Origin of the sequence: Oceanobacillus sp. FSL K6-0127, assembly GCF_037983385.1 — a bacterium.
GTDB classification, from domain to species: domain Bacteria; phylum Bacillota; class Bacilli; order Bacillales; family Amphibacillaceae; genus Oceanobacillus; species Oceanobacillus profundus.
On record NZ_CP150287.1, the window covers coordinates 167,997 to 183,508 of the forward strand.

The 15,512-nt window shown below is 38.3% G+C and carries 18 protein-coding genes; 5 read left to right on the forward strand and 13 right to left on the reverse strand.

The features are described 5' to 3' along the window. Window positions 1-106: 106 nt before the first annotated feature. Window positions 107-1,600, reverse strand: a complete 1,494-nt coding sequence (locus MHH64_RS00780; RefSeq protein ID WP_095310608.1) for a peptide MFS transporter — start codon at window positions 1,598-1,600, stop codon at window positions 107-109. A gap of 266 nt (window positions 1,601-1,866) precedes the next feature. Between MHH64_RS00780 and MHH64_RS00785 the strand changes: the two genes are divergently transcribed. The 3 genes from MHH64_RS00785 (at window position 1,867) to MHH64_RS00795 (ending at window position 4,090) form a co-directional block, all read left to right on the forward strand. After that, the gene (locus tag MHH64_RS00785) at window positions 1,867-2,520 is read left to right on the forward strand and encodes a lysoplasmalogenase (protein ID WP_340002493.1); all 654 of its coding nucleotides are present in this window, start codon (window positions 1,867-1,869) and stop codon (window positions 2,518-2,520) included. Between the two features lie 48 nt (window positions 2,521-2,568). Further along, a complete protein-coding gene (locus MHH64_RS00790) occupies window positions 2,569-2,847 on the forward strand; it encodes a hypothetical protein (protein ID WP_118888396.1) in 279 nt (92 codons plus the stop codon). A gap of 193 nt (window positions 2,848-3,040) precedes the next feature. After that, window positions 3,041-4,090 (forward strand): 2,3-butanediol dehydrogenase, encoded by a 1,050-nt coding sequence (locus MHH64_RS00795; RefSeq protein ID WP_095310601.1) that lies wholly within the window; start codon window positions 3,041-3,043, stop codon window positions 4,088-4,090. Window positions 4,091-4,178: 88 nt separating this feature from the next. On the opposite strand, the gene MHH64_RS00800 is transcribed toward MHH64_RS00795, so the two are convergent. The 9 genes from MHH64_RS00800 to MHH64_RS00840 form a co-directional block, all read right to left on the reverse strand. Then, complete coding sequence (locus MHH64_RS00800; RefSeq protein WP_251660068.1) at window positions 4,179-4,547, reverse strand: hypothetical protein; 369 nt, start codon at window positions 4,545-4,547, stop codon at window positions 4,179-4,181. A 25-nt stretch (window positions 4,548-4,572) separates the two neighbouring features. Then, window positions 4,573-5,088, reverse strand: coding sequence for an acyl-CoA thioesterase (locus tag MHH64_RS00805; RefSeq protein ID WP_251660070.1), 516 nt, complete (start codon window positions 5,086-5,088; stop codon window positions 4,573-4,575). A 194-nt stretch (window positions 5,089-5,282) separates the two neighbouring features. Continuing rightward, window positions 5,283-6,167 (reverse strand): LysR family transcriptional regulator, encoded by an 885-nt coding sequence (locus tag MHH64_RS00810; protein ID WP_168927268.1) that lies wholly within the window; start codon window positions 6,165-6,167, stop codon window positions 5,283-5,285. A 154-nt stretch (window positions 6,168-6,321) separates the two neighbouring features. Next, complete coding sequence (locus tag MHH64_RS00815) at window positions 6,322-6,945, reverse strand: NAD(P)H-dependent oxidoreductase (RefSeq protein WP_095310594.1); 624 nt, start codon at window positions 6,943-6,945, stop codon at window positions 6,322-6,324. Window positions 6,946-7,138: 193 nt separating this feature from the next. Further along, window positions 7,139-7,699: an NADPH-dependent FMN reductase gene (locus MHH64_RS00820; protein WP_095310592.1), complete on the reverse strand. Its 561-nt coding sequence runs from the start codon at window positions 7,697-7,699 to the stop codon at window positions 7,139-7,141. 211 nt (window positions 7,700-7,910) lie between these two features. After that, window positions 7,911-8,477 carry an NADPH-dependent FMN reductase gene (locus tag MHH64_RS00825; protein ID WP_095310590.1) on the reverse strand — a complete coding sequence of 189 codons (567 nt, stop codon included), beginning with the start codon at window positions 8,475-8,477 and terminating at the stop codon, window positions 7,911-7,913. Between the two features lie 273 nt (window positions 8,478-8,750). Then, entirely contained in the window at window positions 8,751-9,833 is a 1,083-nt protein-coding gene (gene ytvI, locus MHH64_RS00830) for a sporulation integral membrane protein YtvI (protein ID WP_240033696.1), read from the reverse strand. 47 nt (window positions 9,834-9,880) lie between these two features. Next, window positions 9,881-10,264 (reverse strand): OsmC family protein, encoded by a 384-nt coding sequence (locus tag MHH64_RS00835; RefSeq protein WP_095310588.1) that lies wholly within the window; start codon window positions 10,262-10,264, stop codon window positions 9,881-9,883. Window positions 10,265-10,415: 151 nt separating this feature from the next. Further along, window positions 10,416-10,742 carry an MGMT family protein gene (locus tag MHH64_RS00840; protein WP_340002494.1) on the reverse strand — a complete coding sequence of 109 codons (327 nt, stop codon included), beginning with the start codon at window positions 10,740-10,742 and terminating at the stop codon, window positions 10,416-10,418. Between the two features lie 259 nt (window positions 10,743-11,001). Here MHH64_RS00840 and MHH64_RS00845 point away from each other — a divergent pair, with 259 nt between their 5' ends. Then, on the forward strand, window positions 11,002-11,193 hold the full coding sequence (locus MHH64_RS00845) for an H-type small acid-soluble spore protein (RefSeq protein WP_095310584.1): 192 nt from the start codon (window positions 11,002-11,004) through the stop codon (window positions 11,191-11,193). Window positions 11,194-11,236: 43 nt separating this feature from the next. Here the strand turns inward: MHH64_RS00845 and alr are convergent, their stop codons facing one another. Then, window positions 11,237-12,373 carry an alanine racemase gene (gene alr, locus MHH64_RS00850; protein WP_340002495.1) on the reverse strand — a complete coding sequence of 379 codons (1,137 nt, stop codon included), beginning with the start codon at window positions 12,371-12,373 and terminating at the stop codon, window positions 11,237-11,239. A gap of 267 nt (window positions 12,374-12,640) precedes the next feature. Here alr and MHH64_RS00855 point away from each other — a divergent pair, with 267 nt between their 5' ends. Then, complete coding sequence (locus tag MHH64_RS00855; protein WP_095310580.1) at window positions 12,641-13,708, forward strand: hypothetical protein; 1,068 nt, start codon at window positions 12,641-12,643, stop codon at window positions 13,706-13,708. A 98-nt stretch (window positions 13,709-13,806) separates the two neighbouring features. Here MHH64_RS00855 and MHH64_RS00860 read toward each other — a convergent pair whose 3' ends face one another. Both MHH64_RS00860 and MHH64_RS00865 read right to left on the reverse strand, forming a co-directional pair. Beyond that, window positions 13,807-14,715, reverse strand: coding sequence for a HAMP domain-containing sensor histidine kinase (locus tag MHH64_RS00860; RefSeq protein WP_340003243.1), 909 nt, complete (start codon window positions 14,713-14,715; stop codon window positions 13,807-13,809). A gap of 19 nt (window positions 14,716-14,734) precedes the next feature. Continuing rightward, entirely contained in the window at window positions 14,735-15,406 is a 672-nt protein-coding gene (locus tag MHH64_RS00865) for a response regulator transcription factor (protein ID WP_095310576.1), read from the reverse strand. Window positions 15,407-15,512 lie beyond the last annotated feature (106 nt).

Sequence of the window (15,512 nt, forward strand, 5' to 3'; positions counted from 1 at the left end):
TCGAGTCAAGCGGAAACTGAAATTAACTCTGCACATAAAAAAGAAGCTGAATCAAACATGCTTTTTAGCGCTTGATTCAGCTTCCCATTTATCTTAATCATTAAAATTAGTTAATTCCTCGCATGAACCGTTTCAGCTTCGGTGCTATTAATAGCAATACGATACCAAGTAATATCGCAATTCCTCCGATTACACCAAAGTAGATAACTTCCGTATCTACGGAATAAAAACGAACGACCTGGGCGTTAATAGCCTGTGCCGAGGCATTGGATAGATTCCATAAACTCATCATTTGGGCAGCAAATGCCGCTGGCGCCAATTTCGTGGACGCTGATAAACCAACTGGTGATAAACAGAGTTCACCTAGCACAACTAGGAAGAAGCTAAGAACGAGCCAAAGCGGGCTAACTAAGCTTTCTGTTCCGTTAAATACCGCAGGGAAAATCATGACGATAAATGAAAGCCCAGCAAAAATTAATCCAAAGGAGAACTTTTGCGGTGTACTTGGTTGACGATCCCCAAGCTTTACCCAGAGCCAAGCAAACACTGGTGCAAGCATCACAATGAATAATGGATTTAGAGATTGGAACCAAGAGGATTGTATTTCAATGCCAGCAAACGACAACTGTGTCCGTTCGTTTGCATAAGTCGCTAAAATATTCGATCCCTGTTCTTGAATCGCCCAAAACATCATTGCTGCCACAAATAACGGAATATATGCTAGTAAACGCGAGCGTTCGTCCGCTGTTGTTTTCGGACTACGATACATCGTAATAAAATACACTGTAGGGATAATCACCCCAAGAATACTAATCGAGAATATAACCCGCTCAATCGTTAACCAACCACCTGTTACACCAGCCCATCCGATTATAGCTAATACAATAACAGCGAGAGTGATAATTTTCGTAGTCTTTCTTTTCTCTTCTCCGCTAAGTGGATTTGGAACTTGAAGTCCAGCAAGACCAAAGTATTTTTTCCGTGATAATAGGTAAACAACCAAGCCAGCAAACATCCCAACGGCCGCTATTGCAAAGCCAAGATGGAAGTTATATGTTTGTCCAATTGTTCCGACAATAAACGGTGCAATAAAACCACCCATATTAATACCCATGTAATAGATACTGAAACCAGAGTCACGTCGTGGATCTTTTTTGCTGTAAAGTTCGCCAACCATACCACCAACGTTCGGCTTTAGCAATCCTGTACCAATAACGATAAACAGCATGGACACAAGTAATGCTGTAAAGCCACCTGGTAAAGCAAGGATAATATGACCAAGCATAATTAGAACACCACCGTAAAATACGGTACGGTTCATCCCAAGAATCCGGTCAGCAATCCATCCACCGATTATACCAGACATATATACGAGCGAGCCGTAAATCGCCATTATCGAGTTGGCAGTAGTTTGATCTATTCCTAATCCGCCGTCTGTAACCTCATAGTACATATAAAATAAGAGTATGGCACGCATTCCATAATAAGAAAAACGTTCCCAGAACTCCGTGAAAAATAATGTCGATAAACCTTTCGGATGTCCAAAGAAACCTTTTTGTGGAACGGTTTTTAGTATGGCATCCTTATCTCTTGAATCCATCGTATGTTAATCCTCCTCTAAGTTGAAAAATGAATTCTGTTATAAAACATACCCGACAATTTTAAGGCAAATTCAACATACTGTAAAGGTCAAGTTTGCTTTTTCCATAAATTTGTAAGCGAATTATCGCCAATCATCCAACAATTGATAGCGCTATCTAATTATTTTTCCAATTGTAATGTAATTTATGTAAATTAGAAGAATAAAAAGGATTTCTCCCTTGTTCATCGAATCTCTTAGTAAGACACATCCAAGGAGTGAACAGAATGATTCTATACCAATTACCATTACTAATACTCACAATGAGTCTTGTTTATCTATTTATCGTACCGACAGGACCATTATTATTTAGCTTGTTTTTTAAACTGGTTCCAATGTTTATGATTTTGATTTATGCTCTTCAGCTTTTACCTCGAAAAAAAACTCGAACACATCTACTGCTTATTACCGGCCTTGCTTTTTGTATCATAGGCGATGCGACACTGCACTGGTTTCTATTTGGATTGACCGCATTTTTCATTGGGCATCTATTTTATATGGCTGGTTTCTTTACGCAATGGAAATATTCAAAGATGCGTTTGACTATGATTATCCCAATTGCCGGATTTGCATGTTTTATCGGATTCCGGTTAGTTGAGGCATTAAGTCAAGAAGGGAATGCAGGATTAATTTTTCCTGTGATTGCTTATATTTTCATTATTTCACTAATGACTTTTTCCGCCGTGATGACGGGTAATGGATGGGCAATCGCTGGTAGTGTGCTGTTCGTTATTTCTGACTCTATCCTTGCATGGAATATGTTTATTGCACCAGTCCCTTCTAGTAATGTACTGGTAATGTTGCCTTATTATGGCGGTCAATTTTTAATTGCACATAGCATAAGCAGCATAGTTGCAGGCGGGAATCGAATTGTTTGGTAAATAGGGATAAATTCTACAAGCTAGCATAGCAGAAAAGGAGCGATAGGATTGGAATTTACTTTCATTAGCATCATATTGATTATTTTCATTTATTTGACTGCTAAAATAAATAAGCTTGAACAAAATATGAAACAGTTGAAAACTTCGTTAGAACAGGTTATGAAAGAGGTCGAAATCCCAGAACATCCGATAAATGGTAGACTATATGAATTAATTCAGGATGGAAAAGAGATTAAAGCCATTAAAGAAGCGAGAGCATCTTTAGGACTTTCACTAATAGAAGGAAAAGAGTATATCGAGAATCTAAAGAATAACATGAATAGTTAACATTACCTATATGCAGTTTCAAGAAATAGTATATGACATCCCCATGCACCAAGCATATTAATAGTTTCCCAAAACTCCGAGTGATATAATTGACTTATGTAAAAAGTTTTATTTATCAACTAGTTTTTGGGTTCAAACGAAGTACTAGGTATTTTGATTTACAGAAAACTTTTATCATCAGGAGGTAATAACAGTGAAAGCAGCAGTTTGGCATGGAGAAAAGGATATCCGAATTGAAGAGGTGGAAGTAAAACCTTTAGAAGACACTCAAGTAAAGGTTCGAGTAGCTTGGGCTGGTATTTGTGGTAGTGATTTACATGAATATGAAGAAGGTCCAGTATTTGTACCAGTAAACGAAAAGGACCCTTTAACAGGTGAAATTGCTCCATTAACAATGGGACATGAATTCGCTGGAGTGATAGAAGAAGTAGGAACAAACGTAACAAAATTTAAAGTGGGCGACAAAGTAGCAATTAACCCAACGATAACATATGGAAATAAACCTGAAGATATGGATGCATATGATGGATTCAGCTTTATCGGCTTGCATGGTGATGGTGGATTTACGAAATACGCGAATGTTCCAGAATCGAATGTTTATCTTCTGCCAAACACATTAACTTTACAGGACGGCGCATTGGTAGAACCTACCGCTGTTGCTGTACAAGCTGTAAAAGAAGGTGGACTGCAATTCGGAGATACAGTTGCTATATTCGGAGCAGGTCCAATTGGACTTTTAACAGCCATTGCAGCTAAAGCAGCAGGAGCAAGCAAGATTATTGTTCTAGATTTATCCCAAACAAGACTTGAAAAAGCAATGGAACTAGGTGCAACCCATATCATTAATTCTGGTGAACAAGATGCTGTTCAAGCGATTCGAGAATTAGTTCCAGATGGTGTTGATGTATCCTTTGAAGTTGCGGGAGTTGCCCCGACATTCAAACAGGCGATCGACGCTACACGGGCACGAGGAACAATGGTAATCGTATCTATTTTCGCTAGACCAATTGAGTGGAATCCAATTCACCTTACGAACACAGGTGTAAAAATTACGTCATCTATTGCTTATACACCGACTTCTTTCCAACAGACAGTGGATTTGATGGGAACTGGTCAATTGAAACCTCAAGGCATTGTTACCGATCAAATACAGTTGGATGATATTGTTGAAAAAGGATTTGAAGCATTATCAAACGATAAATCACAAGCCAAAATATTAGTAGAACTAAGTGGAGAGAAATAAACCCAACTGGTTTAATAGCGATATTAACAGTTCAGGTTTAATAACCCGAAAATCCCTAAGCTGGTTGCTTAGGGATTTTTATAACCTCTTATACTACTTGTGGCCCTACTAAAAATCGAGGGTTTTCACCGATTACCAGCTTACATAAATTTGCATAGCCAATTCGCTTATTGGAAGCTAGTAAATACTGCAATTCGATGATTGTAGTATCTGCTTTAAGTTTTTCTATTTCCTGTTCAAACACACTAAATGCATAGGTATTATGAATGCTTGGTTTACATTCATCTGGATTTTCATCCATAATTAAACAACCCAAATATTGATAATTAAACTGTAATTGGCGCGTAAGCTGGATCACATTTAAGAACCGTTGGAATAATTCTGGCTTTGTATGTCCCAATTCGTCAATTGCCTCTTTTGCTGAAATCAATTCTTTTAAATTCGTTGTTATTAACACCCTATCCGCTCCTTTCTATTATCGCTTAATTCCAAGGCTTATTGATCGATAAATGAGCAACGATATCTTTATTTTGCTGCCTCTTTAACTTTCGAATCTTTGCACGTTCCTCACCAGTGCTGTAGAGGAACTTTTCTTCTTCTGTTTCCGCGACAATTGCAGGAACTTCAATCGGTTTTTTATTCTCATCCAACGCAACAAATGTCAAAAAAGCCGTGGTAGCAATTCTTCGTTCACCAGTTAGCATATCTTCAGCAATTACTTTGCAAAATATTTCCATCGAGCTTTTCCCTGTATACGTTACGAATGACTCAATACAAACTTTATCACTTTGACGTATTGGTTCTATAAAATTCACCGAATCGGTTGAGGCCGTAACACATTCCTTAACTCTTGCATGGCTACAAGCTGAAAGTGTTGCACAGGCATCAAGCTTTTTCATAAGAACTCCACCGAATAATGTATGATAATTATTTAAATCATTAATTAGAACCTGGTCATTCTGAATAATGCGTGTTTCTCCCATTTTTCTTGCTTTCATAAACTAATCACCTTACTACTTTTTATTGCTACAGCAAACTGTTTATCTGATGTAGATACATTGTTATGTACAGGTTCTATTGTATAACGCCCCGATAACCAAAGTACAATGCTGAAATCCGATGCTATTCATAACAAAAGTGTTTGTAAACGCTTTAGATAAACAAATAAAAAAGACTCACCTAAAAGGAGGTCTTATGTATTGTTCAGATTCACTTTTGCAAATCGGATAAATTCAAGTTTGACAGGTGATAATGCTTGATTCTTTTTCCAAATCATTGCTAAGTGCCACTTAATTGTCGGATGGGACAGTTTTATTTCTTTTACGTCACGTTTTAAGCCTTTAATCGTACTTTCTGGTAATAAGGTTATTCCAAGATTTGAAGCTACCATTTCCTCTATAAAGTCCATCTGTGAGGTCTCCGAAATAATTCTCGGTTCAAAGCCAGACTTTCTGCAAGCCGAATATATATGATCATGCAGTGCAAAATCTTTATTAAACATAATAAAATCTTCTTCTTTTAATTCAGCAATTGCGACCTCTTGCCGATTTACAAGCTCATGGTCGGCGGGTACGATGAGCTTTAAATCTTCCTCTCCCAACGAATAGCAATCAAAAAAGTTGTGGCGGGTAGGCAGGAAGACAACGCCAAAATCCAAGTGATCATTCATCACTTTTTCTTCTATTCGCTTTGATCCATCCTCTATTAATTGAAACGTAATATCTGGATATTCTTTATGAAAAGATGCGATTAATTTAGAGAAGAAAACGGAATCGATAATCGAGGGCAAGCCAATACGAATATGGCCTTTTTTTAGGAACGAAAGGCTTTCCAACTCAAGTCGTAACGCTTGGAACTGCTTTTCCATCACTTGAGCGTGCTCATAGAGAATTTTTCCAGCATCTGTTAGAGATAGTTTTTTTCGTGAACGAATGAAAAGCGAGGCTTCCAGTTCATCTTCTAACGATTTTATAATTCTGCTAATTGCAGGCTGTGTCATATATAATTTTTCTGCGGCATGCGTAAAACTGCCAGCACGCGTGACTTCAATAAAATACTGTAAATGTTTCATTTCCACTTTTCTTTCCCACCCCTCTTCTGCCTTCTTATTCTACTATGCCATACTACACATCTCAACTGAACAGCATTACATTTTGCATAACGAAATGTGAAGCCTTCTATTATTGTTCGAAAAAGAAAAAGGCTGCCATAAATGACAACCCTCCTTTCAATTATCTAATTTTCTTAAATGCCTTGCTCCAAGCGATTACTTGGTCAAGCATCGCGTTTGCATTGTCTGCATGGTAATCCGCAGGTTTGAATTCGCTCATGTTTTCAAAGTCAGTCATTAGCGAGAATGTTACTGCAGTACGTACGTCTGCAACTTGCAGCTCACCAAGGATTAGACGAAGGTTTTCATGTGCACGCGCCCCACCTAAGCTACCGTATCCAACGAAACCTGCTACTTTATTGTTTACTTCTGGGTTTAAATAATCTAATGCATTTTTCAATGCCCCACCAATTGCATGGTTGTATTCTGGTGCTACGAAAATGTAACCATCAAATGCAGCGATTTTTTCAGACCAAGCTTTAACCGCAGCTTCTGCTTCTGCCTGTCTTTCTGCTGGAAGTTCTTCACCAAGGAATGGCAATTTATATGCTCCTAAGTCTACAATTTCATATGTGACATCGTCGGCATTTCGTTTTGTTGCAAAGTCGTACATCCAGTTAGCAACTGATTCCCCATTACGGCCTTGGCGCACACTGCCTTGCACAATAGCGATTTTCAATTTCTCTTTTGGTACTGGTGCTGCTGCTTGCTTTGATCTACCGAATAATTTATCAAAAAATCCCATTGTATGTTCACAACCTTTCCTGTCCGTTATCTAAGTTTAAATTGACCCTTTAAAAAGAAGAGGCAGTAACCCAAGCCTAGCACTATGTAAACATAGTTATTCAGGGGTAGCTGCCCATTATTAGTCCAATGATACCCAATACCTTTTCTCTATTTATAAGGTATCTTTTTTACTTCTTAAAATTTACTTTTTATTAATTGCGAACTGTTTTTAAAGCACTGCTCCAAGCGATTACTTGATCAAGCATTCCGTTTGCATTATCTGCATGGAAGTCAGCAGGTTTGAATACGCTCATGTTTTCAAAGTCAGTCATTAGTGAGAACGTTACTGCAGTACGCACATCTGCAACTTGTAGTTCACCAAGGATTAGACGAAGGTTTTCGTGTGCACGTGTACCGCCTAAGCTACCATATCCAACGAAACCAGCTGCTTTGTTGTTCACTTCTGGGTTTAAGAAATCCAATGCATTTTTCAATGCGCCACCAATTGCATGGTTGTACTCTGGAGTTACAAAAATATAACCATCGAATGAAGCAATTTTTTCGGACCATGCTTTAATTGCAGTTTCTGCTTCTGCCTGTCTTTCTGCTGGAAGTTCTTCACCAAGGAATGGCAATTTATATTCAGCTAAGTCTACGATTTCATAAGTTACATCGTCATTACGTTTTGTTGCAAAATCATGCATCCACTTTGCAACTGCATCTCCGTTACGTCCTTGACGTACACTACCTTGAATAATACCTATTTTTAACATTCTATTTCCCCCTAAATGTTTTACATTCTTCAATTAATTTTAATTCAACATACTTGAATTACTTATACTATACCATCGTTTTTTACTTATTGCAACACATTTAATTCTTTTTTATTATATAGTTATAAAAAGTAACCGTAAAATTATTTGCTTACCTTATTTATAAAAAGAAAAAACAGGCACTGCAGCTTTGCAGGAACCTGTTTGATTATTAGAATGGGTATGCGGATTCTTCAGATGCTTTCATTTGCACTGCTGTCCGAAGAAAAAAGACAACATCATCTGCCAATCGGTTAAGCCTAAAAACAATTTCATCATCTATAATTGCTTGTTTATGATAATGCTTTTCTTCAATAAATACATATTTCGGGATAACCATTGCTTGCATATAATTCAAGATTGGCTTCAACTGCTGTTCAGCCACTAAATAATGTTTTGCTGATCCAGCTGTCGATACGAGACCGACAACTTTTTCCCGAAATGCATCCATTGGAAGCAAATCAAACAGGTTTTTTAATGTACCTGGAATAGATGCTTGGAATGTTGGTGTCCCGATAATATAGCCATCCGCTTCCATTATTTTTTCTAATACTAACTTTGTATCCCCTGTATAATCACGATAATCCCTTCCATCGCTAAATACGAGGTTATATTGCTTCAAATCAATAAGTTCAATTTCGATATCCTCATACTGTTCGTTTATCCGGTTTAATATATTTTCAACAGCAATTCGCGTTTTGGAGCCAACGATTGACCCAGAAATCCCCAAAACCTTCATTGTGATCCCCCTTTCCCAAAAATCATCTATATCACATATAATCAGACTATCCCTTCATCATGAAGCGATCAGCTGTTTTTAGTTCTCGTATGTTATGAATACAACTCACGTCCTATTATACCGACTTGCTTTTTCGAAATACAATTTGATGCTTAGGAAATAAACATTCGCATGTTCCTTCATTCTTATTATAATGTAATTATTTACTTCTGTGCCGCTTCTCCACCATTTGCATATAAAAAGGCTGTTACTTAATCGTAACAGCCTTGCCAATCAAATTATTTCTTCATCTTTTTTGCTTAAGCCTAAATCAAACAAGCCTGATTCTTTTGCAGAAAGAATCGCTATATAAACGAACGGCCCGAGGATTAGCCCCATCACACCGAAAAACACAAAACCAAAATACATAGAAAGCACAGTCGGGAGTGCCGCAAGTCCTATAGAATCACCTAATACTTTCGGCTCGATGATACGCCTTAAAATGGTTATGATAAGAGCAAGCAATATAAGTTGGATTCCTGCTCCAACATTTCCGAGCATCATGGCCAAAAGTCCCCATGGAATCAGCACAAGCGCTGGTCCAACATATAATGGAATAATATCGACTAGCCAAATGATGACAGACATTATTAATGCGGCACCGGGTGAAATAAACAAAAGACTTGCATACGTAATGACGAAAACACCAATACTTAGGATAAATTGGGCTTTCCAGTAACCAAGGAAAACCTTTCCTAGTCGTTGGTTAACGAAACGCAGCTTTTCCGATGTATCTCGATTGAATAAATTGTAAAATAACCGTTTTAATCGAGGCAAGTCCAAGCTGAATAAGAATAGCGTCATCAAATAAATCAATGACACAAAGATAAGATTTGGGACAGATTGAATCCACGAGCCGAGAATTGTTAATAAATAGGATGTAACATCCAAAGCTGTTTCCACTACACTATTGGATTGGTTCTCAAGCTCCCGAATAACAACATGAGCGATTGGTATATCTTCAATTAGCTCATTAAAACGGATAATGACATCATTGATAAACCGCTGTACCTGAAATGCATAGGTAGGAATTTGCAATGTAAAATTATAAATTGTTTCCACCACACGGGTTAATGTGATATAGACCAGCAAACTGGAGATAGCAATAAACAGGGTAAAGGTAATGGTAACTGGGAGAACCCTTTTCCTTACTTTCATCTTCAGCTTCAGCCATCTTACAAAAGGCTCAAACATGAGTGCAGTCAATAATGCTAATAATACTGGTAAAAATGCTGAGAAATATATGTAAACGAAAATGATGACCGCAATGACAGCGGCCAGCTTTAGAATCTTTTTAACAAGGGATTTCGTTATCAATAAAAAACTGCCTCCTTCTTTCCCTCCAGACTTAATCGAACAATTAGTTATTCCTTTATTTCAAAGGTCTCGATAACGTTAATACTCCCTTTTACGGATTGAACCATCGAACAGTTTTTTGAACTTAGCTCTAACGCTTTTTCCACCTTTTTTTCAGGAAGATCCTTACCGAAAATGGTAAAGTGCAATTTAATTTCTTCGACACGATTTGCTATATCTGGATTTCGTTTCACATCCGCAGTAATGGCAATATTATCAAAAGCAATGCGCATTTTCGTAAGCACTTGCTTCAAAACCCCGCCACTGCAACCAGCTATGGAGGATACTAGTAATGCGTATGGTCTAAACCCAAACTCATCCTTGCCCGATATTGTTAATTTTCCAAAATCAAATTCAGATTCGAAACCATTTTCATGCATGCTAAACTCCATCTCGACCATCCTTTTCCTAAAATTTATTGTAATACGTTTAGATCACTTATCTATCATGATAATATTAGTACCTATCTTTTAGTAACAGTAAGACTTATCTATAGTATAACTTTAATTTTTAAAATTGAATATGTATTTGTTCCCGAATTTTCTATAACATATCTATCTCGGTACTCACATGAAATTGATATCGTTCCAAATCCACCTCTCCCTTACAGCTGACCTCAACACCTTCTACTTCCAGCTGCGATTTCTGCTCCAATGCTCCAAATTTATCTTGAATAGCGATTTGCCCCTTCGCGTTGATGACACGATGCCAAGGAAGGCGATGCTTTCTACTCATTGAATGTAAAATTCGCACAACCTGACGGGCAGCCCGTGGACTTCCTGCTGCTTTAGCAATCTGTCCGTAAGTCATGACCCTTCCTTCTGGTATTTGGTTGATAATTGCAATTACGTTTGCAGTAAATGGTTTCATCTTACACCTTTCCTAAGTCAAAAGTTTATGGGAAACAAGCATTCCAGCATCTTTTCTTTTCTAAATAGTAACAACTTTAGATTGGAATGTCTATAACAGTTCTGTCATGCACCAGGTCTAAAAATTGCCTCGTATAACCATCTCAAAACCAACAGAAAATAACACTGTTAGAAGCTGGTTCTTCTTAAGCTTTTAGGCAAAGGCCTTAGCAATTAGGAAAGATATAAACTTTGCAACTTGCCAAGCAAAGGAGGATATCATGAATAGACAACGTGCATTGGAAATTTTGGAGTCGATTGAAATGGTCAACGTGAACTTCCGAGGTATTCCGGTATATATTCAATCATTGGATGCTAATCAGGAGACAGCCACTGTTTTTCCGCTCGATAATATGAATCATGAACAATCCGTAGAATTGGCAGGCCTTGATGAGATACAATTAGGTAAATGACCTTTATCACTACGAAGGATGCCTTCTGGAGCATCCTTCGTAATTAATTGGCAGCACCTTTTACATATACCCTTGGAACACGCTTTCCGATTAAGCAAACCGTTTCGTAATGAATCGTTTGCATATGCTCTGCTACTTCATCGAGTGAAATATAACCATCCTCAGGATCGCCAAAAATCGTAACAGTATCTGCTTTGCTAATCTGTTCAACAGCAGTGACATCAATCATCGTTTGATCCATACATATTCTACCAACAATCGGTACTCGCAATTCTTTAACCATCATTTCCCCCTTATTTGAAAGTTGCCTGGAAAGTCCATCCGCATAGCCGATTGGTAATGTCGCAATTACAGATGTAGCATCTGGTGTGTAGGTGCATCCATAGCTAATCGAATGACCGGATTGTACCTCTTTTATCATGGCAGGCTTTGTTTTTAAGCTCATCGCCTGCTTTAAATGAATTGTTGCTCGCAAATGCCCACTCGGATAAAGTCCATACAAGCTAATACCGACACGTACCATATCCAAATGCATCTCAGGATACGCAATCGTTGCAGCACTATTACAACAATGCTTTAACGGAATTTCGATTTGATGTTGGTTCAGGTAGTCAACCAATGATGTAAAATTTTTATATTGCTGATACGTATAAGCAGAATCTGGGTTATCAGCGTCGGCAAAGTGTGTAAATATCCCCTCTAGTATAACTTTAGAGTCGTTAAAAGACTTACAAATTTGAAGCGCCTCGTTTTGATCACGAACCCCAATGCGATTCATGCCACTATCTATTTTCAAATGCACCTTCGCTTGTTTATTCCATACATTTGCAGCGCGTTCCATTTCCTTGATTGATTCATCCGAGAAAACGGTAAGGGTAATGTCGTGCTTCACCGCCTCTTCTACTGCGTGTGGAGCAGTATAACCCAGCACAAGAATCGGGACATCAATTCCCGCTTCCCGCAAGTGGAGCGCTTCATCTAAAAGCGCAACGCCTAAGTAGTCGGCACCAGCTTCCGTCGCAGCTGTCGCAACCTGCACCGCTCCATGTCCATAACCGTCCGCCTTAACGACTGCCATAAACTTGCTAGTTCCAATATGTCTTCTGAAGGATTGTACATTCGCCTCAATCGCGTCCAAAGATATTTCTGTCCATGTATCACGATAACTTTTATGTATCATAAAGATACCTTCTTTCTCATTTTCATCTATAAATTACATTGCATGTGACAATAGATTCATTTTACCATTGAAAAAGGTGAATTCACAAAAAATTATGCTATACTAATTATATTTCTCCCTGAAACTTATAGAAAGAAGATCACTAAAAGCTATGTCATAGAGATTTCACGTATCACAGTTAGACTGATCTGGATTTCTAAGTACTTCTTCTATTTTGAAAAGGGATACAAGGACAACATGGATAGGAAATAGATGGGAGAGAATAGTATGAAGAAAATTTTGCAGCTCGGCAGTGCTTTCATAGGCGTCATTGTTGGTGCTGGCTTTGCTTCTGGGCAGGAGATTTTACAGTACTTCACGAGCTTTGGTCTCCTTGGTATTATTGGGGCCGTGATTGCAAGTGCGTTATTCGCCTACCTGGGCATGGTTTTAATGCAAATTGGCAGCCGAATGCAGACGACCTCTCATCGGGATGCTATTTACAAAATTAGCGGACGTTATCTTGGAGTTGTCATTGACTACATCATTATATTCACACTGTTCGGTGTAGGAGTCGTTATGATTGCAGGTGCTGGTTCAAATTTAAATCAGCAATTTGAATTCCCATATTTTGTCGGGACAAGCCTGATGACTATTCTCGTGCTTATTGCAGGAATGGCAAAGGTAAATCGATTCGTAGCGATTATTGGCAGTATTACACCGTTTCTAATTCTAATCGTCATTATCCTGTCGATCTATAGTGTACTATCAATGGATAATACATTTACCAATCTTAATTCGATTGCAATGGAGCAACCGACGACACTACCAAACTGGTTTATCTCCGCAATTAACTACGTTTCGTTTAATATCGCGGTTGGCGCTTCGATGTCGCTTGTAATGGGCGGGGCCCAGCGTAATGAAAAAACGGCAGCTCTTGGAGGACTTGTTGGCGGATTAGGAATCGGGGTTCTTATTATTTTAAGCCACCTTGCGATTTTCTCAAAAATTGACCTTGTACAAGGTTATGAAATGCCAATGCTGCAGCTTGCTAATCAAGTATCTCCAGCATTAGGCTTTTTCATGGCAATTGTTTTGTTCGGTATGATCTTTAATACAGCAGCAAGCATGTTCTTCTCATTCGGCGCACGGTTTGTCGAAATAGGAACGCCGAAATTTAAAGCTTTCCTTGTTGTCACTCTAGTAATTGCCTATTTATTAAGCTTTTTTGGATTTACAGATCTTGTCAGCTACTTCTATCCACTTATCGGCTATCTTGGCTTATTTCTAATAGGAGCACTGATTATTGCGTCTGTTCGGATTCATAAGCTCGAAAAGGAAACCGAAAGACAATAACAAACATAAAAAGGTGAGGCAATTTAATCAAAGCTGTCTCGCCTTTTTTACTAGCCTTTTCTAATTTAGCTCCCATTGCAGCATGTTAACTAAAAACATCAAAGCTGACTTCTATTCATAGGCAGTCTAATATTAATGATGAACCACTCTCCATGCAACGCCGCATCCATTTTTCCATCCATTTTTTCAACCAGATTTTTAGAGAGGTATAGCCCTAATCCACTGGCTTCCGCATTCGTTCTGCTTGCAACTTCTGTATAAAAACGCATAAATACTTTTTCTACCGCCACTTTACTATCTGGTTTAATATCATTTTTAATGCTGAACATGATATCGCCCCCTTGTTTCTCGTAGCTGATTACTGCTTTGCTTTTGGCATAACGAATTATATTTTGAACGACATTTTGGATAACTCGTACTAACATGAACTCGTCGGCAATAATTTGGTAGTTGTGCTGTTGTGCCGAAAAATCGATTTCTATTTGTTTTTGCTCCAATTGTTCATAAAAGGATAAGACAACTTCCTCCACCAAATTAGATAATGTTATGGAAGAAAACACTATTTCCTTTTGATTGGTTTCAATACGGGCCAAGTCATAGAAATGATCAGTCATTTCCATTAAACGCTCAACAGACTGTTTAATAATTGATATATAATGCAGCCGCTTCGCTTCATCCGTCGTCTCTTGCAATAACTGGACATAGCCGTTAATCGATGTTAGCGGAGTCCTGAGGTCATGGGAAAGCCCAGCGATGGTCAGCTTGACACTCTCTTCCATTTGCTTTGCTTGTTGATTTTTTTTCTCAAAAGCATCGATCATCTGATTCAGCGCCTCAATCAAGTCAAGCAATACCTCATCACGAAAATCAATTGAAAGCCTTCCGCCAAAACTTGAACGATTCGGAAGCTCTTTAACCTCCCGCTTCAACTTTCGAAGTTCTCGCTTTAAAAAGTAAACATAAAGAAGGAGCACAAATGCAAAGAAGGCAAAAACCCATCCCCACATCACATTCACGCTCCTTTCGTTAATCAAATTTGAAGCCAATACCCCATACTGTTTGAATATAGTTTGTATCAGCTTGGTTTAATTTATTTCGTAAATTACTTATATGCATATTAATCGTTTTATCACTATTAAAAAACGGTTCATTCCAAATACTTTCATATATATTGGCACGACTGAATACTTTTTTCGGATTCTCCAGGAATAAGAGCAGAATCGCGTATTCGCGTCCCGTTAAATGGACCAGCTGATCATTGACTTTCACTTCGCGAGTATCTAAATTCACTCGAATATCCTGATACAGGATTTCTTTCATTTCGTTGGATACAGCCTTTGCAGCATGGCGTAATTGAATATGAATACGTAGGAGCAGCTCCTTCACATCAAAAGGTTTTGTAATGTAATCATCCGCACCATTCGTCAAAATATCCAATTTCGAAGCTTGGTCATTCTTAGCCGAAATCACAATCACCGGTATCATGCTATCCTTCCGAAGATCCTGCAGAAAAACTTCTCCATCCATCCCAGGCAGCATTAAATCTAACAAGATAACATCTAGTTGACTTTGTTCCAGTAATAATTTCCCTTCTGTGCCTGAATATGCACTTAAGGTTTTAAAGCCTTGCAGTGTCAATGCCTCTTTAATCAGCGAATGAATTGCATGATCATCCTCAATAATTAATATTGTTGCCATCCTATCGACCTACTTTATTATGCATTACGGGCTCTGACACGCCACTTCTAAGCACAAGCAAGAAAAAAACGTGGAGGACGAATAACAGCCCTTAGCCTCCTGGTTC

Bases quoted from the DNA above. Each gene is read 5' to 3' on its own strand.
- MHH64_RS00780 (WP_095310608.1), bottom strand. From the start codon at position 1,600: ATGGATTCAAGAGATAAGGATGCCATACTAAAAACCGTTCCACAAAAA.
- MHH64_RS00785 (WP_340002493.1), top strand. From the start codon at position 1,867: ATGATTCTATACCAATTACCATTACTAATACTCACAATGAGTCTTGTT.
- MHH64_RS00805 (WP_251660070.1), bottom strand. From the start codon at position 5,088: ATGAAAGCAAGAAAAATGGGAGAAACACGCATTATTCAGAATGACCAG.
- MHH64_RS00815 (WP_095310594.1), bottom strand. From the start codon at position 6,945: ATGGGATTTTTTGATAAATTATTCGGTAGATCAAAGCAAGCAGCAGCA.
- MHH64_RS00820 (WP_095310592.1), bottom strand. From the start codon at position 7,699: ATGTTAAAAATAGGTATTATTCAAGGTAGTGTACGTCAAGGACGTAAC.
- MHH64_RS00825 (WP_095310590.1), bottom strand. From the start codon at position 8,477: ATGAAGGTTTTGGGGATTTCTGGGTCAATCGTTGGCTCCAAAACGCGA.
- MHH64_RS00835 (WP_095310588.1), bottom strand. From the start codon at position 10,264: ATGGAGTTTAGCATGCATGAAAATGGTTTCGAATCTGAATTTGATTTT.
- MHH64_RS00840 (WP_340002494.1), bottom strand. From the start codon at position 10,742: ATGAAACCATTTACTGCAAACGTAATTGCAATTATCAACCAAATACCA.
- MHH64_RS00845 (WP_095310584.1), top strand. From the start codon at position 11,002: ATGAATAGACAACGTGCATTGGAAATTTTGGAGTCGATTGAAATGGTC.
- alr (WP_340002495.1), bottom strand. From the start codon at position 12,373: ATGATACATAAAAGTTATCGTGATACATGGACAGAAATATCTTTGGAC.
- MHH64_RS00855 (WP_095310580.1), top strand. From the start codon at position 12,641: ATGAAGAAAATTTTGCAGCTCGGCAGTGCTTTCATAGGCGTCATTGTT.
- MHH64_RS00860 (WP_340003243.1), bottom strand. From the start codon at position 14,715: ATGTGGGGATGGGTTTTTGCCTTCTTTGCATTTGTGCTCCTTCTTTAT.
- MHH64_RS00865 (WP_095310576.1), bottom strand. From the start codon at position 15,406: ATGGCAACAATATTAATTATTGAGGATGATCATGCAATTCATTCGCTG.